15 protein-coding genes and 1 pseudogene are annotated in these 18,326 nt (G+C 72.7%); 11 read left to right on the forward strand and 5 right to left on the reverse strand.

Annotation, left to right across the window (positions count from 1 at the left end; genetic code table 11):
* Positions 1-3 precede the first annotated feature (3 nt).
* Entirely contained in the window at positions 4-255 is a 252-nt protein-coding gene (locus tag AC3EUV_RS17800; protein ID WP_432144015.1) for a hypothetical protein, read from the reverse strand.
* A 268-nt stretch (positions 256-523) separates the two neighbouring features.
* A complete protein-coding gene (locus AC3EUV_RS17805; protein ID WP_432144107.1) occupies positions 524-1,717 on the reverse strand; it encodes a serine hydrolase domain-containing protein in 1,194 nt (397 codons plus the stop codon).
* A 450-nt stretch (positions 1,718-2,167) separates the two neighbouring features.
* Between AC3EUV_RS17805 and AC3EUV_RS17810 the strand changes: the two are divergent.
* Together AC3EUV_RS17810 and AC3EUV_RS17815 are read left to right on the forward strand one after the other, a co-directional pair.
* Positions 2,168-2,440 (forward strand): annotated as a pseudogene (locus AC3EUV_RS17810) (isochorismatase family protein); the annotation flags it as partial.
* Positions 2,441-2,564: 124 nt separating this feature from the next.
* On the forward strand, positions 2,565-2,948 hold the full coding sequence (locus AC3EUV_RS17815) for a VOC family protein (protein ID WP_435603310.1): 384 nt from the start codon (positions 2,565-2,567) through the stop codon (positions 2,946-2,948).
* A gap of 36 nt (positions 2,949-2,984) precedes the next feature.
* Here the strand turns inward: AC3EUV_RS17815 and AC3EUV_RS17820 are convergent, their stop codons facing one another.
* Positions 2,985-3,803, reverse strand: coding sequence for a lipase family protein (locus tag AC3EUV_RS17820; RefSeq protein ID WP_435603311.1), 819 nt, complete (start codon positions 3,801-3,803; stop codon positions 2,985-2,987).
* A gap of 239 nt (positions 3,804-4,042) precedes the next feature.
* Here AC3EUV_RS17820 and AC3EUV_RS17825 point away from each other — a divergent pair, with 239 nt between their 5' ends.
* From AC3EUV_RS17825 to AC3EUV_RS17860, 8 genes are all read left to right on the forward strand, one after another.
* Positions 4,043-4,429: a hypothetical protein gene (locus tag AC3EUV_RS17825; RefSeq protein ID WP_432144012.1), complete on the forward strand. Its 387-nt coding sequence runs from the start codon at positions 4,043-4,045 to the stop codon at positions 4,427-4,429.
* A 111-nt stretch (positions 4,430-4,540) separates the two neighbouring features.
* Positions 4,541-5,107 carry a (2Fe-2S)-binding protein gene (locus AC3EUV_RS17830; protein ID WP_432144011.1) on the forward strand — a complete coding sequence of 189 codons (567 nt, stop codon included), beginning with the start codon at positions 4,541-4,543 and terminating at the stop codon, positions 5,105-5,107.
* Complete coding sequence (locus tag AC3EUV_RS17835) at positions 5,104-6,099, forward strand: FAD binding domain-containing protein (protein WP_435603312.1); 996 nt, start codon at positions 5,104-5,106, stop codon at positions 6,097-6,099. Before AC3EUV_RS17830 ends, AC3EUV_RS17835 begins: the two co-directional genes overlap by 4 nt.
* 66 nt (positions 6,100-6,165) lie before the next feature.
* Positions 6,166-8,319 carry a xanthine dehydrogenase family protein molybdopterin-binding subunit gene (locus AC3EUV_RS17840; protein ID WP_435603313.1) on the forward strand — a complete coding sequence of 718 codons (2,154 nt, stop codon included), beginning with the start codon at positions 6,166-6,168 and terminating at the stop codon, positions 8,317-8,319.
* A gap of 140 nt (positions 8,320-8,459) precedes the next feature.
* Positions 8,460-9,014 (forward strand): ATP-binding protein, encoded by a 555-nt coding sequence (locus tag AC3EUV_RS17845; RefSeq protein ID WP_435603314.1) that lies wholly within the window; start codon positions 8,460-8,462, stop codon positions 9,012-9,014.
* A 124-nt stretch (positions 9,015-9,138) separates the two neighbouring features.
* Entirely contained in the window at positions 9,139-9,591 is a 453-nt protein-coding gene (locus AC3EUV_RS17850; protein WP_432144007.1) for a hypothetical protein, read from the forward strand.
* A gap of 710 nt (positions 9,592-10,301) precedes the next feature.
* Complete coding sequence (locus AC3EUV_RS17855) at positions 10,302-11,477, forward strand: PLP-dependent cysteine synthase family protein (protein ID WP_435603315.1); 1,176 nt, start codon at positions 10,302-10,304, stop codon at positions 11,475-11,477.
* Positions 11,478-11,482: 5 nt separating this feature from the next.
* On the forward strand, positions 11,483-12,769 hold the full coding sequence (locus AC3EUV_RS17860; RefSeq protein WP_435603327.1) for an MFS transporter: 1,287 nt from the start codon (positions 11,483-11,485) through the stop codon (positions 12,767-12,769).
* Between the two features lie 79 nt (positions 12,770-12,848).
* On the opposite strand, the gene AC3EUV_RS17865 is transcribed toward AC3EUV_RS17860, so the two are convergent.
* The gene (locus AC3EUV_RS17865) at positions 12,849-13,751 is read right to left on the reverse strand and encodes a class I SAM-dependent methyltransferase (RefSeq protein WP_435603316.1); all 903 of its coding nucleotides are present in this window, start codon (positions 13,749-13,751) and stop codon (positions 12,849-12,851) included.
* Between the two features lie 227 nt (positions 13,752-13,978).
* On the opposite strand from AC3EUV_RS17865, the gene AC3EUV_RS17870 reads away from it, so the two are divergent.
* Positions 13,979-16,036, forward strand: a complete 2,058-nt coding sequence (locus AC3EUV_RS17870) for a phosphocholine-specific phospholipase C (protein ID WP_435603317.1) — start codon at positions 13,979-13,981, stop codon at positions 16,034-16,036.
* A gap of 60 nt (positions 16,037-16,096) precedes the next feature.
* Here AC3EUV_RS17870 and metE read toward each other — a convergent pair.
* Positions 16,097-18,326, reverse strand: a 2,230-nt coding sequence (gene metE / locus AC3EUV_RS17875) for a 5-methyltetrahydropteroyltriglutamate--homocysteine S-methyltransferase (RefSeq protein WP_435603318.1), incomplete at its 5' end; no start/stop codon positions are given.

Raw genomic sequence — 18,326 nt, forward strand, 5'->3', positions numbered from 1 at the left:
GGCTCAGGCGAGATACGGGCGGGTCGAGTTCACCCGGCCGGGGCGCAGGATCCGGATCGGGCCGCGGTTGCAGGAGGGGCAGTCGGCGCGGGTCAGCGGGGAAGCGACACGGGCGCCCCGGGTGAAGTAGTCGGCGCGCCGGTGGCCGGCCAGATCCGTGGTGTGCCGGATCTCGTACTCCTCTTCCCAGCCGTGTCCGCAGTGCAGACAGACGAACGCATACGCCTCGTGAACCGTCTCGGTGTCCCGTTCCATGATCACCACACCCTTTCCCCGGGCCACGGCGCTCCCGCCAGGACCGGATGCATGCCGCACCTCCCATTATTGCGCTCGGCCACGGGGATGGCGGGGCCAGATTTCCGGGCCGAGCTGGAGCCGCCGCACGGCGCGTGACCAGGCACGATGCCGGCACCGGAACCCGGCGGTCCCGGCCGGCCGCCGCCCGGCACCGCCACCCGACCCGTCCGCGCCCCGGGTCCAGTCCCTCCGTTCATGACCGGAGGGACATCACCCGGGCCCGCTTTCAGCTCCGGTTCCGACCCAACGCCTGGTACACCGCCCTGACCAGCCCGGCGTTGCGCGGGTCCTGGCCCGTCGTGCCGCCGCCGTACTTGTTCATGGTGTATGCGTACGACAGCCGGTTCTCCGGATCGGCGAAGGCGAAGGAGCCGCCCGCACCCCCGTGCCCGAACGCCCGCGGATTGGGCCCCGCCTGGCCCTGGTGGTTGAGCATGTAGCCCAGCCCCCAGCGGTGTTCGTACCCCGCCGGGGCGAGCGCGTCGATGGTCAGATCACGCTCGCCCGGCCGGCTCTGCGACCGGCGCATCGCCTCCAGGGTGCCGCGCCGTACGAGTGTGCCGGCCGCCAGCGCGCCGTAGACCGTGGCCAGCCCGTGCGCACCGGCATGGGCATTGCCCGCCGGGATCTCGGCCGACCGGTAGGCGGCGCTGTTGACATCGCCGGTGGGGATATACGTCAGCGCCAGCATCACGATGGCCAGCGGATGGTCGGCGAGCGACCGGAACGGCGGCTTCGGCGCACCGGGGAACTGCTCGGCGAGACGCGCCTCGTCCAGTTGCCCGACCATGTCGGCGCAGCGGGCGTGCTCCTCGGCGGGGGTACCGATGAACACCCGGGCCCCCAGCGGCCCGGTGATCTCGCTGCGCAGGAACGAGCCGAGGGACTGCCCGGTGATCCGCCGCACGACCTCGCCCACGAGGTAGCCGAAGGTCACCGCGTGATAGCCCTGCGCGGTGCCCGGCTCCCACCACGGCGGGGTGGCCGCCAGGATGGCGCATACCCGCTCCCAGTCGTAGGCGTGCCCTGCGGGCAGCGGCTCCCGGGGCGCGATCAGACCGGCCCGGTGGCTGAGCAGCCAGCGCACGGGTATGTCCTCCTTGCCGGCCTGCCCGAACTCGGGCCAGTACCGGCTCACCGGCGCATCGAGGTTCAACTCGCCCCGGTCCACGAGGAGATGGGCGCACAGTGCGGTCATCCCCTTGGACGTCGAGTAGACATTGACCAGCGTGTCGCGCTCCCAGGGGCGGGTCCCGGCGGCGTCCGTGTGCCCGCCCCACAGGTCCACCACCGCCTCGCCGTCCACCGTCACCGTGACCGCCGCGCCGACATCACCGTGCGCGCTGAAGTTCCGCTCGAACGCCTCCCGTACGCCCGCGAATTCCGGTGCGCAGTGGCCGTTGACGGTGGCTGGCTCCACGGTGGTCTCCTCGCGTCGTCCCGGTGCGGTCATCCCGTGCCTCCGTACGTCCGTACGGCGTTCCGTACGGATGATCCGTCCAGGTCGATGCCCGTGGCAACGATGTGCGGCCGGACGGCTCAGCGGCGCGTGTCCGGCGCGCGCCGGGCGTCCTGGCGTGCCGTCGGCTGGGCGCCGTGCCTCGCGGCGGATGCGGCGTACGGATCGTTTCGGCAGCTCAGCGGCGGTCCGTGCACGACCGGCGACCGGTGCGGCCGGGCGCGGCAGCGACGGGGGAGGGGCGGGGCGAGCGGGTCGGCGAGGGCGGGCGCGTGGCTGGATTCCGCCGCGGTGGGTGAGCTGTGGGCCGCCTGGCCCGCACCATGGTCATCGTGACGGTGGGGGAGAGGGCAGCGGTGGCGACGACCGAGGTGGCGACGACGTGGCGACGACTGAGGTGGCGACGACTGGGCACTGGTCGTCCATCTACAGAACGACGGTGAGCCCGGAACCGTCGATGAGCCCCACACCCCGGGCTGGGAACTCCATCTGCCCGTGGCGGCCGGGCCCCGCGAGACGGTGATCCGGAAGACCGAGGACGACGGCTTCGCGGGCACCGGGCTCGGTGCCCTGCTCGATGACGCGGGAGTCGAGGCCCTGGCGCTCTGCGGGGTGCTCTCCGAGATGTGCGTCAGCGCCACCGCCCGGACGGCCCTGGCCCGCGACTTCCGGGTCGGCGTACCGTCTGCCATCCCGGCCGATTGCTTCCCGCCCTCGCCGACGTATTCCGCCCGCCCCGACCGATGAATCGGCAAGCCGGGCGCGGTCTACCTCAGCGACCACACAGGCCCCACCCCCGGAGGACGCCATGTCTGCCACCTCACCCGCAGCCCCCGCCGCCGTCCAGCCGATCATCGTCACCCCTGACCTCGACCGGCTCCAGGGCTTCTACCGCGAGCTGGTCGGCGCCGAGGAGTTCACCCGGGTGCCCGAGGAGGGCCCGGTCTTCTTCGTCGGGCTGCGGGTCGGCGGCTCGGAGCTGGGCATCGTGGCGGACCGGAACGTCGAGACCGGCACCCCGACCCGGATCCTGCTCAGCATCGCCGTCCAGGACGTCGATGCCCTGCTGGACCGGGTCGGGCCGCTCGGCGGAACGGTGCGGGGCCCGGCCACCGATATGCCCTGGGGTCAGCGGGTCGCCCATATCCAGGACCCGGACGGCAACGCGGTCAACCTCACCCAGCCGCTCTGACCAGGGCTGCGACCGGCCCGGGCGGGAGGCGGCCGATCAGTTCTGGTTCTTCTCCAAGGCGTTGACGTACGCGGCCATGAAGTGGTCCCGGACACCGTCGGAGGCGGGCGCGAGCAGGTCGGCGGTGAGGCCCTGGGCGCGGTCCACCAGGCCGCTGAGCAACGGCATGGTGTGGTGGAGGGCGCCCTGCGCGTCGATGTAGCGCAAGGCGGAGACATGGTGGAAGACGGGCTCCGGGGGCAGCTGCGGCACGATGTCGTTGTTGTTGACGAAGCGGTACATACGGTCGGAGAAGGCCGTGTTGAACTCCTTGGACAGCTGCCGGTCGCAGGTGCGCGGCTGGCCGAAGGTGTAGACACCGTTGGCCGTCACATGCGGCTCCTCGAAATGCAGCCGCGCGCCGGCCAGCATCGCCAGCGCCCCGCCGAGGCTGTGGCCGGTGAACCACACCGTCTGGCGGTTGTCGCGGAACGCGTCGATGGCGGCGCGGACCTGCGGCCAGACGGACTCCAGGGCCTCCCCGAAGCCGTAGTGGACATAGCCCTTGCCGCCGGGGCCGGGCCACGGCGGCGTGGTGGCGTCGGACAGCCAGTCGCGCAGTTTCACCGGCTCCGTGCCCCGGAAGCTGGTGATGATCATGCTGTGCCCGCCGAGGGTGTACGCCTGGGTGTCCTCCAGCGGGAACGGCGGGCGGAACGTGGTGTGGTGGTGGCGCACCCGGTCGAAGCCCCACTCCCGGGCGGTGGTTTCGATGATCTGCTCGTCCTTGTAGGCGAGCTCGGAGGCGCGCGCCATACAGAGCGCATGGCGGACGGTGTAGCCGGTGGCTTTCTGGTCGATCGTGGCGCTGGTCAACGAGGGCTCCTCTGGCTTGGTTCGACGATGGCTGCTGCGAGGGCCTAGCGCTGCGCCTGAGGAAGCTCCGATCACAGAACGCTCGCGCTGACTACACAGCGTAATCTCCCGATCGGGTGGCATGCGGGTGCCGCCCGTTCAAACCACTCGTTCGTGCCTCCGGTCGCACACACCGGGCCGCCGGGTGAGCCTGGAAGCGTTCAGCCCCCGGAGGAAGGCCCACAACGGAAGGCCCCACAGTGAACAGCGCGGATCAGGCGTCACACGCGAAACATGTATCGGCCGAGGTGATGGTGGAGCTGGAGAGCTGCGCGACGCAGGACGCGCACGCCGTCTTCAGCGCGCTGCGGACCACCTTCACCTCCGACCGGGCGGCGGACGATGTGCCCGAAGAGGTGGCCGGGGCGGGGTCGACCGTGTGGACCTCGACCTTCGACGTGAGCGAGCGCAAGGCCGCGGCCGAGCCGCGCCGGCTGACCGCGCCCGTCATGGTCAGCCTCCAGGGCGGCTACTGGGCGGTCGACCAGCTGCGCAAGGGGCTGGAGTCCGCGTTCGCCGTGCACGTCCTCGGGACGGCCGCCGGTGACCAGGAAAAGGAAGTCGAGCTGCGGCTGGAGACCCGCTAGCGGTCCTCGGCACTCCTGAGGCGGCGGGATCGGCATGGTCACGGCGCAGGAACACGTCCCAGGCCCACGGCAGCCGCCCCCCCCGCGGCCCGGATCGAAAGGCATGAGCGAGTGGAGCCCACCCATCATCCGCCGGAGCCCGGCGGTGCGCCGTCGGCGGACGGCGCACAGTCCTCGCTGGTGCTGCGCATCAACGGAGTGACGCAGACGCTGACCGTGGACCACCGCACCACCCTCCTGGACCTGCTCCGCGAACGCCTCGGCCTGACCGGTGCCAAGAAGGGCTGCGACCACGGCCAGTGCGGCGCGTGCACCGTGCTCGTCGACGGGCGGCGCGCCAACAGCTGTCTGCTGCCCGCCGTGGCACTGGACGGGCAGCAGATCACCACGGTCGAGGGCCTCGCCGAGGGGGAGCGGCTGCACCCCCTTCAGCAGGCCTTCCTGGAGCGGGACGCCCTCCAGTGCGGCTACTGCACCCCAGGCCAGATCTGCTCGGCGGCCGGGATGCTGGCCGAGGTGGCGGCCGGCTTTCCGTCCCATGTCACCCCGCCCACCGCGGACCCCGGCGCCCCGGTCGAGCTCACCGACGACGAGATCCGCGAGCGGATGAGCGGCAACCTGTGCCGCTGCGGCGCCTATCCGCGGATCGTCGAAGCGGTCCGGGAGGCGGCGCCGTGAAACCGTTCGGCTATCTGAGGGCGACCAGCGTCGAGGAGGCTCTACGGGCCGCGGCCGGGCAGCCCGGTGCCCGCTTCCTCGGCGGCGGCACCAACCTCGTCGACCTGATGAAGCTGGGGGTGGAGACGCCGCAGCTGCTCATCGACGTCACCCGGCTGCCGCTCGACCGGATCGAGGAGCTGCCGGACGGCGGACTGCGGATCGGTGCGATGGTCCGCAACAGCGATCTCGCCGCGGCGGCCGCCGTCCGCGACCGCTACCCCGCCCTGTCGCAGGCGCTGCTGGCCGGCGCCTCGGGGCAGCTGCGGAACATCGCGACCACCGGCGGCAATCTGCTTCAGCGCACCCGCTGCCTGTACTTCCAGGACATCACCAAGCCCTGTAACAAGCGCGCCCCCGGCACCGGTTGCCCGGCCCGTGAGGGGGTGCATCGCGATCTCGCCGTACTGGGCCACTCCGACCACTGCGTGGCCACCCAGCCGTCGGACATGGCGGTGGCGCTGGCCGCCCTCGACGCCGAGGTTCTGCTGTACGGCCCTGACGGGGAGCGGACCGTGCCCGTGACCGACTTCCACCGGCTGCCCGGTGACAGCCCGGAGCGGGACACCGAGATCCGGGCCGGCGAACTGATCACCGCCGTCCGGCTCCCGCCGGCGGCCCCCGGCGCCCGCTCGCGCTACCGCAAGGCCCGCGACCGTGCCTCCTACGCCTTCGCGCTGGCCTCCGTCGCCGCCGTACTGGAGGTGCGGGACGGCACCGTACGGCACGCCGCGCTCGCGTTCGGCGGGCTCGCGCACCGGCCGTGGCGCGCCCGCGCCGCCGAAGAGGTGCTGCGCGGCGCGCCCGCCACCGAGGACACCTTCGCCCGCGCCGCCGACGCCGAACTCGCCGCCGCCCGCCCACTGCGCGACAACGGCTTCAAGGTCACGCTCGCCCGCAATCTGGCCGTCGGCGTGCTGGCCGGGCTGGCTGTCCCGGCCGATGACCACTGACCACACCCCGACCACCAGGACGCCCCTGCCCCCTCCGCCCCAGCCCCCGATCCAAGGACGCGCGCCATGAGCCCCGACTCGTTCCCGCTCGGCCCCCTCCCGTACCCCCTGGGCGCCCCGCTCGTCCGCCGGGAAGGCCGGGAGAAGGTCACCGGCACCGCCCGGTACGCGGCCGAACACACCCCGCCGGGCTGTGCCTACGCCTGGCCGGTGCCCGCGACCGTCGCCCGCGGCCGGGTGACCGCCGTGGACACCGCGGCCGCGCTCGCCCTGCCGGGGGTGTACACGGTGCTGACCCATGAGAACGCGCCCCGGCTCGCGGCCACCGGCGATCCGACACTGTGGGTGCTCCAGGACGACCGGGTTCCGCACCGCGGCTGGTACGTCGCGCTGGCCGTCGCCGACCGCCTCGAAACCGCCCGCGCCGCCGCCGGGGCCGTCCGCGTCCGCTACGAAACCGCCGCGCACGACGTCCGGCTGACCGCCGGTCACCCCCGGATGTACGACGCCGAGACCGCCAACGGCGGCTATCCCGGAACCCGCGAACGCGGCGACTTCGAGGGCGCGTTCGCCGCCGCGCCGGTCACCCTCGACGCCACGTACACCGTGCCGCCGCTGCACAACCACCCCATGGAGCCGCACGCCTCCACCGCCTGGTGGAGCGACGGCCATCTGACCGTCCACGACTCCAGCCAGGGCGCCACCAAGGTCTGCGAGGACCTCGCCGCGCTGTTCCGGCTGGACCGGAGCGAGGTCACCGTGGTCTCCGAGCACGTCGGCGGCGGCTTCGGCTCCAAGGGGACGCCCCGCCCCCAGGTCGTCCTGGCCGCGATGGCCGCCCGCCACACCGGGCACCCGGTCAAACTGTCCCTGCCGCGCCGGCAGCTGCCGGCGGTCGTCGGCCATCGCGCACCCACCGTCCAGCGGGTCCGCCTCGGCGCGGGCGACGACGGCGTCCTCACCGCCCTCGCCCATGAGGCCGCCACCCACACCTCCACCGTCACGGAGTTCGTCGAACAGGCCGCGGTCCCGGGGCGCGTCATGTACACCTCGCCGAACAGCCGCACCGTGCACCGCGTCGTCCCGCTCGACGTACCGACGCCCTCCTGGATGCGCGCACCGGGCGAGGCCCCCGGGATGTACGCCCTGGAGTCGGCCGTCGACGAACTCGCCGTCCTCCTGGACATCGACCCCGTCGACCTGCGGATGCGCAACGAGCCGGACACCGAGCCGGACAGCGACCGCGCCTTCAGCAGCCGCCAGCTGGTCGGCTGTCTGCGGGAGGGCGCGGAGCGCTTCGGCTGGCTGCCCCGGGACCCCCGGCCCGGCGTCCGCCGCGAGGGCGATCTGCTGCTGGGCACCGGCGTCGCGTCCGCCACCTACCCGGTCTACATCGCCGCCTCCTCCGCCGAGGCGCACGCCGCCACGGATGGCAGTTACCGCATCCGGGTGAACGCCACCGACATCGGCACCGGCGCCCGCACCGTGCTCGCGCAGCTCGCCGCCGGTGTCCTGGCCGTGCCCGAGGAGCGGATCCGGATCGAGATCGGCAACAGCGATCTGCCGCCCGCGATGCTGGCCGGCGGTTCCGCGGGCACCGCGTCCTGGGGCTGGGCCGTCCACAAGGCCTGTACGGCGCTGCGGCACCGGCTGCGGGACCACGTCGGACCGCTCCCGGCGGACGGGCTGACCGCCGCCGCCGACACCCGCCGGGAGACGGCCGAGGGCTCCCCGTACGCCCGGCACGCCTTCGGCGCCCACTTTGCCGAGGTCCAGGTCGACACCGTCACCGGAGAGGTCCGCACACGGCGGCTGCTGGGCGTCTACGCCGCCGGCCGCATCCTCAACTCCCGTACGGCGCGCTCCCAGTTCATCGGCGGCATGACGATGGGGCTGGGGATGGCGCTCATGGAGGGCAGCGTGCTGGATCCCGCGTTCGGTGACTTCGCCGAGTGCGATCTGGCCTCGTACCACGTTCCGGCCTGTGCCGACGTGCCGCTGATCGAGGCGCACTGGCTGGAGGAGGAGGATCCCCACCTCAACCCCATGGGCAGCAAGGGCATCGGGGAGATCGGCATCGTCGGCACCGCGGCGGCCCTCGCCAACGCCGTCCGGCACGCCACCGGAGTCCGGTTCCGCGACCTTCCGCTCACCCCGGACAAGGTCCTGCCGCGGCTGGTGGACCGGCCGGGTGAGGGCCGGGCCGGCGGACTCCACTAAACCAAGATCAGTTGCGGAACCCGCCATACGGGGTCACCATGACAAATGACCCATACGTGATTAATGCTCACTCTTCGTGTTTCGGGGTTCGTTGGTCCAACGAGGTGAAGGGCGTGAGCCTCGCGGTGAGGAGCCACGACATGACACTTCCCGGCGACCGGCACTACACGGTCGAACTGCATGCTTCGGCGGAGCGTGTGCCGCAGATCCAGCGGATTCTGGCCGCGCACCTGCGGTACTGGGATCTTGAGCTGCATATCCCGCCCGTATGCCGGGGAGTGGCGGAACTCCTGACCAACGTCCATCGCCATATCGGCCCGGACGCGCCGTGCGTCGTCGAACTCCGCTGGACCGGCCGGCACCTCACGGCCTCCGTCGCCGACCAGGGGCCGCGCCTGCCGAAGTTGCTCAGCGCGGGCGGCGGCGGGCTCTCCAGAGTGGCGGCAGTGAGCGACAGTTGGGGCACCTGTGGCACCCCGGACGGCAAGGTCATCTGGTTCACCCGCCGGGTCGAGGCGGCCCGCAAGGCCCCGCTGACCAGCCGCACCCCGCTGCGCAGCGTGCCCGACGCGAAGAGCCAGCCGGCGGTGCCGCCGCCCGTGCCGGCCGAGCCGCTCGCCGAGCCCGTACGGGAAGCCGTCGCCGAGACCGCCGCCGGGACTCCGGCGCCCTCGTCCGAGGTGTCGCTGGTCTGACAGGCCGTCAACGTAGGGGCGAGGTGCTGACGCGGACCGCTGTCGCGCCTCGCCCGGTGACTGATATGCGCCGGTGGGCGCGGGGATACCGGCAACCGCCGGCCGCCGCGGCTACGATCGCGGTATGGCAACGGTCAGGACGGCCCGCGGGCCGTCCAACAGCAGGATGCGGAACCGCGGTTCAGCGGTTCCGTTTCGTGTGCTATGGCTGGCCGCCGTGCTGATCAGCGTGCTGGTCGCCCACGGGGCACGGGCGGAGAGCGCCGAGGGTCATCTGGTGAACGCCGTGCCGGTGGCGGCCTCCGCCGCCGCGGACTCCGGTGCCTGGCTCGCCCCCGAACACAGCGGCCAGTGTGAGCAGCCGGAGCACCCCGAGCAGCCCGAGCACCACTCCCACGAGCTGTGTGTGTCGGGCCTGCCCCAGCAGGGCGCCGCCCCGACACTGCCGTGCCCCACCCCCTCGGCGGGCTGCGCCTGGCAGCCACCGGCACCGGGCCCGTCCGGGGCGTCCGCGGGCGCCCGGGCCGCCCTGCCACCCTTGCGCAGCGCAACGAACTCCGTGGTGCAGCAGGTCTAGATTCCGGCCGGTTCCGGATCGATCCCCTGCCGATGCCGCCTGCCCGCCTGCGTATTCCGCTCCGGCGCGGCGGCAGTCTCCCGGAGGCCCTGTGCCGTTCCGCGTTCCGTTGTGCTTTCTTTTCCGCCTTCTGTTCCTCCCTCGGTTCCGTCTTCGCTTCCGTAGTGGTGCCCGCCTCCGTAGTGGTGCCCGTCCGCACGGCGGTTCGCGCTCCCGTGGTGGCGCCCGTTTATGCCGGCGCCGGCCGGCCGTACCGCTGCTCCTGGTAGCCGGGCTGCTGGCCGTGGTGCTCCCGTGTGCCGACGGCGCCGAAGGCCACCACCCCGTATCCGCCCCGGCGGCGGTCCCGTCGGGCCGGTCCGCTCCCGTGGCCGTCGCGCCCGCCCAAGCGACCGCCGCCGGGGCGGACGCCGGGCACCACGACTCCACCTGTGGGCCCGGCCGGTCCGGCCATCTCCCGCAGGGCCGCCCGGCCGCCGGGGCGGAGGGTGCCGCGGTGCCCGCCGTCCTCGCGGGGGCCGTGCGCCTCGCGGCGGGACGGCGCCCGTCCGCGGGGAGCGGACCCGGGCGAAGCAGACCCGCCCGCAGCGGGCGGACCACCCTCGCCGCCTTGTGCCGGTGCCGGATATAGGAGCCCGCCGTCGCGTCCGGCCACCCCGGCCGGCGCGAGATGAGCGCCCGTATATCCCACCACCGAACGAGAGCGAATCATGCACTCTCTCCCCACGGCGGCCCGTTCCGTCTCTCCCGCTGCCCCCGCTCCCGACTCCCCGACGCCCGGCCCGGCCCCCGCCTCCGGCATCCCCGGCCTGGTCGGCAACACCCCGGTCCTGCACATTTCCGAGCCGCTCACCCCGCCCGGCCGCGGCTTCTGGGCCAAGCTCGAAGGCCGCAACCCGGGCGGCATCAAGGACCGGCCCGGACTCCACATGGTCGAACGCGCCCGCGCCCGCGGTGAGTTGCGGCCCGGCGCCCGGATCATCGAATCCACCAGCGGCACCCTGGGCCTCGGCCTGGCGCTCGCCGGGATGGTCCACGGCCACCCCGTCAGCCTGGTCACCGACCCCGGTCTGGAGTCCTCGATGACCCGGCTGCTGACCGCGTACGGCGCACAGGTCGAGATCGTCAGCGAGCCGCACCCCACCGGCGGCTGGCAGCAGGCCCGCCGCGACCGGGTGCGCGGACTGCTCGCGGCGCACCCCGGCGCGTGGTGCCCGGACCAGTACAACAACCCCGACAACACCACCGCCTATCTGCCGCTGGCGCTGGAACTCGCCTCCCAGCTGGGCCATATCGACGTCCTGGTGTGCAGTGTGGGCACCGGCGGGCACTCCGCCGGGGTGTCCCGGGTGCTCCGCCAGCTCTATCCGCAGCTGCGGCTCGTCGGCGTCGACACCATCGGCTCGACCATCTTCGGCCAGCCCGCCCGCCCCCGGCTGATGCGCGGGCTCGGATCGAGCATCTACCCGCGCAATGTCGCCTACGACCAGTTCAGCGAGGTGCACTGGGTCGCGCCCGCCGAAGCGGTCTGGGCCTGCCGCACGCTGGCGTCCTCGCACTACGCCACCGGCGGCTGGAGCGTCGGAGCGGTCGCGCTGGTCGCCGGCTGGCTGAGCCGGACCGAGCCGGCCGGCACTCGTATCGCGGCCGTCTTCCCCGATGGACCGCAGCGCTATCTGAGCACCGTGTACGACGACCAGTACTGCGCCGCCCACCACTTGCTCGATGCCCCGCCGGCGGACGGGCCGCAGACCCTGAGCCGGCTGGGGGAGCGGGAGGTCACCGCCTGGAGCCGGTGCGCACAGGTCGTCGATCCGCTCGGCACGTCCGGCACGGCGGACCGCCCCGGCGAGACGCCCGCCCAGGCTGCGGAGGAGGCCCGGTGACCGGCATGCTCACCCAGTTCCGTTCCTACGAGCGCAGCGCCCGGCTGCTGATGGTCAATCAGTTCACCATCAATCTCGGCTTCTACATGCTGATGCCCTATCTGGCGGCGCATCTGTCCGGGACGCTCGGCCTGGCGGGCTGGCTGGTCGGGCTGGTCCTGGGGGTCCGTAACTTCAGCCAGCAGGGGATGTTCCTGGCCGGCGGCGCACTGGCCGACCGGTTCGGCTACAAGCCGCTGATCGTGGCCGGTTGTGTGCTGCGGACGCTCGGTTTCGCGACGCTGGGGCTGGTGGACTCGCTGTCCGCGCTGCTGGCGGCGTCCGCGGCCACCGGGCTGGCCGGCGCACTGTTCAACCCGGCGGTCCGGGCCTATCTGGCCGCCGCTGCGGGCGACCGGCGGCTGGAGGCGTTCGCGCTGTTCAACGTCTTCTACCAGGCGGGCATCCTGCTCGGCCCGCTGGTGGGGATGGTGCTCACCGGCGTCAACTTCCGGGTCACCTGCCTGGTTGCGGCCGGGATCTTCGCGCTGCTGAGCCTGGTGCAGATCCGGGCGCTGCCGGCCCGCGGGGACGAGGCCGCACCCGACGTCGGCGGCCGCCGGCCGGACGGCGAGCCGTCCCCGTGGCGGGGCGTGCTGGCCAACCGCCCGTTCCTGCTGTTCTCCGGAGCCATGATCGGCTCCTATGTGCTGTCGTTCCAGGTCTATCTGGCGCTGCCGCTGGAGGTACGACGACTGGGCGGCGACGGGGAGTTCGGCACCGCGGCGGTGGCCGGGCTGTTCGCGGTGTCCGGGCTCAGCACCATCCTGGGCCAGACCCGGGTGACCCGCTGGTGCAAGGCCCGGATGACCGCGGGCCGCGCCCTCGCCCGGGGGCTGCTGACCATGGGGCTGGCGTTCGTCCCGCTGCTGGCCGCCACGGCGCTGCCGGTACCGGCCGACGGCCCCGGCCGCTGGGCACTCGCGGCCGTCCCGCCCGCGCTCTGTGCGCTGCTGCTCGCCCTCGGCACGATGATCACCTACCCGTTCGAGATGGACACCATCGTCCGGCTGTCCGGCAACCGCCTGGTGGCGACCCACTACGGGCTCTACAACACCATCTGCGGGATCGGCATCACCCTCGGGAATCTGCTCACCGGCGCCGCACTGGACGCCTCCCGGTCCGCCGGTCTGCCTGCCCTGCCCTGGATCGCCCTCCCGGTCCTGGGCCTGGCCTGTAGTGCCGCCCTCTACGGACTGCACCGCACGGGCCGGCTGGCCCCGGCCGCCCGGCCGGCACCGGCGATGGGCTGAACACGCCGGTGGCCACCCCCGCCCCCGTGGCGGGGGTGGCCACCGCCGTTCTCGCGGTCCTGTGGCCGCGCCGCAGCCCTCACCGCCGCCGGGCCGTCACCAGCCACGCCGCGCTGCCGAGCGTGACCCCGTCCGGGCCCCGGTGGGCGGCCAGAGCGCGCCGGAGAGCGGCGAGCGCCCCGGCCCTGGCCTCCTCGTCGGCCGCGGCCAGCATCGTGCGGGCCATCGGCATATCGGTCAGGGAGGCCACCGCATCGTCCTCGTCGGTGCCCATCCACATCGGCTCGTCGACCGCGTCGACCGCGATCCCGTCGAAGCCCGCGCCGTCCAGCAGCGTCCTGATCCGGTCGGTACCGGCGAGCGAGAAGGGGCCCGGTTCCCCCGGGGCGCCGAAGTCCGGCGGCTGCACATACGGGGCGAGGGCCTCGAACGGCACGGTCAGATAGGCGTTCTGCGCCAGCTCCCGCCAGCACAGGAAGGCCAGCCGGCCGCCGGGCCGCAGGGCATGGGCGATATTGCGGAAGGCCGCCTCCGGATCGGCGAAGAACATCACCCCGAAGCGGCTGAGCACGACATCGAACGCGGCGGCCCCGAAGTCGTGGACCTGAGCGTCCCCTTGCGTGAAGGTGACCTGCGGAAGTCCGGCCGCCGCGGCCTGCTTCCGGGCCTCGGCCAGCATCGGCCCCGACAGGTCGGCGCCGAGCACCGCTCCCTCGACAGCGGCCTGCGCCGCCTCCAGGCTCGTCCCGCCGCTGCCGCAGCCGATGTCCAGCACCCGGCTGTCCGCCCGGATCCCGGCCGCCGCCATCAGCCGCGGGGTGAGCCGGCGGTACCGGGCCTCTTGGTGCGCGCGTTGCCGGACCCAGTACTCCCCGTCGTCCCCGTTCCATGCCTCGGCCTGGGCGGCGTTGCCGGCCGCGACCTCCTCCGGCGGCCGGGCCGCCCGGTCCCCGCCGGCGTGCCGATCGCTGCTCCGGTCCATCACGTCCTCCTTGCCCGAAATGCTCCACTGTCGACCGTACGACATCTCCGACCAGGGAGTTCGTCGCGCGTACGGCGATGTGTCACACCTGCGACACCCCCCCTTCCCTGGCGCTCGCTCCTCTTGGAACACTCTGCTGACCGTGGTTCCGCACCACTCCTCACACAACCGCACACCGACCCCGTCATTTCGCCAACTCCCCCACAACCGAAGAGGTTCCCAGCCCCATGTCTGAACTGAATCGACGGCGTTTCCTCCAGATAGCCGGCGCCACCGCGGGCGCCTCGGCCCTGTCGAGCAGCATCGCCCGTGCCGCCGCCATCCCCGCCACGCGACGCTCCGGATCCCTCAAGGACATCGAGCACATCGTCGTGCTGATGCAGGAGAACCGCTCTTTCGACCACTACTTCGGCTCGATGAAGGGCGTACGCGGCTTCGGTGACCCGCGCCCGCTCATCCTGGACAGCGGGAAGTCCGTCTGGCACCAGCCGGACGGCGGCAAGGAGGTGCTGCCCTACCACCCCGACGCCGAGAACCTCGGCATGCAGTTCATCGAGGGTCTCGACCACGACTGGGCGGGCGGCCACAAGGCCTGGAACAACGGCAAGTACGACAACTGGATCCCGGCCAAGACCGCCGGGACGATGGCCCACCTGACCCGCAAGGACATCCCGTTCCACTACGCGCTCGCCGATGCGTTCACCATCTGCGACTCGTACCACTGCTCGTTCATCGGGGCGACCGACCCCAACCGCTACTACATGTACACGGGCCATGTCGGCAACGACGGCTCGGGCGGCGGTCCGGTCCTCGGCAACGAGGAGGAGGGGTACGGCTGGACGACGTACCCGGAGCGGCTGGAGAAGGCCGGGATCTCCTGGAAGCTCTACCAGGACATCGGTGACGGCCTGGACGCGGACGGCAAGTGGGGCTGGATCGAGGACGCCTACCGCGGCAACTACGGCGACAACTCGCTGCTCTTCTTCAACCAGTACCGCAACGCCAAGCCCGGCGACCCGCTCTTCGACAAGGCCCGCACCGGCACCAACGCCAAGCAGGGCGACGGCTACTTCGACGTCCTCAAGGCCGATGTGAAGGCCGACAAGCTGCCCCAGATCTCCTGGATCGCCGCCCCCGAAGCCTTCTCCGAGCACCCCAACTGGCCCGCGAACTACGGCGCCTGGTACGTCTCCCAGGTCCTGGACGCGCTCACCTCCAACCCCGAGGTGTGGAGCAAGACCGCGCTGTTCATCACCTATGACGAGAACGACGGCTACTTCGACCACGTCCTGCCGCCCTTCCCGCCGGCCTCCGCCGACCGTGGCCTGTCGACCGTGGACACCAAGCTCGACAGCTTCGGCGGCAACGCCAAGTACTCCGCGGGCCCCTACGGCCTCGGCCAGCGCGTCCCGATGCTCGTCGTCTCCCCCTGGAGCACCGGCGGCTTCGTCTGCTCCGAGGTCTTCGACCACACCTCCATCATCCGCTTCATGGAGCGCCGCTTCGGCGTCCACGAGCCCAACATCTCGCCCTGGCGGCGCGCCATCTGCGGCGACCTGACCTCCGCCTTCGACTTCGGGCTGGAGAACACCAAGCCGGCCTCGCTCCCCGCCACCGACGGCTACCAGCCGCCGGACAAGGAGCGGCACGACAGCTATGTGCCGAAGCCGCCGGCCAACCCCGTGCTGCCCAAGCAGGAGCCGGGCTCCCGCCCCGCCCGCCCGCTGCCGTACGAGCCGCTGGTCGACGGGTCCGCGACCCCGTCCACCGGCCGCTTCACCCTCACCTTCAAGAGCGGTGACAAGGCCGGCGCCTGCTTCACCGTCACCGCGGGCAACCGCACCGACGGCCCCTGGACGTACACCACGGAGGCCGGCAAGAAGATCTCCGACACCTGGAACACGGCCTACTCCAAGGACGTCTACGACCTGTCCGTCTACGGCCCGAACGGCTTCCTGCGCACCTTCAAGGGCAACGGCAAGAAGGCCGGGCCCGAGGTGACCGCCCGTCATGACAAGACGGCCGGCCGCGTCGAACTCACCCTGACCAACCCCGGCAGCACCGACTGCCATCTCACCGTCACCCAGGCTTACGGCGGCCCCGCCGAGACCTACCCGGTCCGGGCCGGCGCCACCGTCAAGAAGTCGCTCGACCTGCGGGCCAGCAAGCGCTGGTACGACCTGTCGGTCACCTCCGACACCGACCCCGCCTTCCTGCGCCGGTTCGCCGGCCATGTGGAGACCGGAGAGGTGGGTGTGAGCGACCCGGCGATCATCACGGGCTGAGCCGCCGACGACGGGCCGGGGCCGGCACCCCCACGGGTGCCGGCCCCGGCCCGCACGGCGTCAGGAAGCCCCGCCGGGCAGCCCGCCGCGGATCTCCCGGGCCGCGGCGACCAGGTTCTCCAGCGCGGCCCGCACCTCCGGCCAGCCACGGGTCTTCAGGCCGCAGTCCGGGTTGACCCACAGCCGCTCGGCGGGAATCGCGGCAAGTCCCTTGCGCAGCAGGGCCGTTGCCTCGGCCACGTCCGGGACGCGCGGCGAGTGGATGTCATAGACCCCGGGCCCCACCTCGCGCGGGTAGCCGGCCGTGGCGAGCTCCGCGGCGACCTGCATATGGGAGCGGGCCGCCTCCAGGCTGATGACATCGGCGTCGAGGTCCTCGATGGCCCGGAGGATGTCACCGAACTCCGCGTAGCACATATGGGTGTGGATCTGGGTGTCCGGACGGACCCCGCCGGTGGTGAGGCGGAACGCCTCGGTGGCCCAGGCCAGGTACGCGGCGTGGCCGGCCGCACGCAGCGGCAGCGTCTCGCGCAGCGCGGGCTCATCGACCTGGATGACCGAAGTGCCCGCCGCCTCCAGGTCGTTCACCTCGTCGCGCAGGGCGAGCGCCACCTGGCGGGCGGTGTCGCCCAGCGGCTGGTCGTCGCGGACGAAGGACCAGGCGAGCATGGTGACCGGGCCGGTGAGCATGCCCTTGACCGGCCGCTCGGTGAGCGACTGGGCATAGCGGGTCCAGTGCACCGTCATCGGCTCGGGACGGGAGATGTCCCCGGCCAGGATCGGCGGCCGGACATAGCGGGTCCCATAGGACTGCACCCAGCCGTGCTGGGTGGCGAGGTAGCCGGTCAGCTGCTCGGCGAAGTACTGGACCATGTCATTGCGTTCCGGTTCACCGTGTACCAGGACGTCGATCCCGGCCTTCTCCTGGAAGGCGAGCACCTCGCGGATCTCCGCCGAGATCCGCTCCTCGTATCCCTCGGCGTCCAGCCGCCCGGCCCGCAGATCCGCCCGCGCCGTGCGCAGTGCGGCGGTCTGCGGGAACGAGCCGATGGTGGTGGTCGGCAGCAGCGGCAGCCGGAGGTGCGCGCGCTGGGCGGCGGACCGCTCGGCGTACGGCCGGGAACGGCGGCCGTCGGCCTCGGTGACGGCCGCGGCGCGGGCCCGCACCGCCGGGGCACGGGTGAGCGCCGAGCCCGCCCGGGAGGCCAGGTCCGCGCGGTTGGCGGCGAGTTCGGCCGCGATGGTGTCGGTGCCCCGGGCCAGACCGCGGGCCAGCGTCACGATCTCCGTGGTCTTCTGCCGGGCGAACGCCAGCCAGCGGACGATCTGCGGGTCGATGTCCCGCTCGGCACCGGTGTCCAGCGGGACGTGCAGCAGCGAGCAGGAGGACGACACATCGACCCGCTCGGCCAGCCCGAGCAGCGTGCCCAGGGTCGCCAGCGACTGCTCGTAGTGGTTGATCCACACATTGCGGCCGTTGACGACGCCGGCGACCAGCCGCTTGCCGGGCAGCCCGCCGACCGCCGCGAGATCCTGGAGGTTGCCGGCCGCGGGCCCGGTGAAGTCCAGCGCCAGGCCCTCGACGGGTGCCTTGGCCAGCACCGGCAGCGCCTCGCCCAGCCGGTCGAAGTACGAGGCGACCAGCAGCTGCGGGCGGTCGGTGAGCGTACCGAGGTCCCGGTAGGCGCGGGCCGCGGCGTTCAGTACGGCGGGGGAGCGGTCCTGGACCAGCGCCGGCTCGTCCAGCTGCACCCAGCGGGCGCCGGCCGCCCGCAGATCGGCGAGCACCTCGGCGTAGACGGGCAGCAGCCGGTCGAGCAGCGTCAGCGGATCGAAGCCGGCTGGGACGCCGGGCGCGGGCTTGGCCAGCAGGAGGTAGCTGACCGGCCCGACGAGGACCGGCCGCCCGGCGAGCCCCAGGCCGAGTGCCTCCGTCAGCTGGGCGACCTGCTGGGTGGAGTCCGCGGCGAAGACCGTGTCCGGCCCCAACTCCGGGACGAGATAGTGGTAGTTGGTGTCAAACCACTTGGTCATTTCCAGCGGCGCCACGTCCTGGGTGCCGCGGGCCATCGCGAAGTAGCCGTCCAGGGGGTCGGCGGCCACCGCGGCGCGGTGCCGCGCCGGGATCGCGCCGACCATCACGCTGGTGTCCAGGACGTGGTCGTAGTACGAGAAGTCGCCGGTCGGCACCTCATGGACACCGGCCCCGGCGAGCTGCTGCCAGTTGTCGCGGCGCAGCCCGGCGGCGGTGGTACGGAGCGGGGGGGGGGGGGGGGGGGAGGGGGGGGGG

It is taken from the genome of Streptomyces sp. bgisy130, from assembly GCF_057708345.1.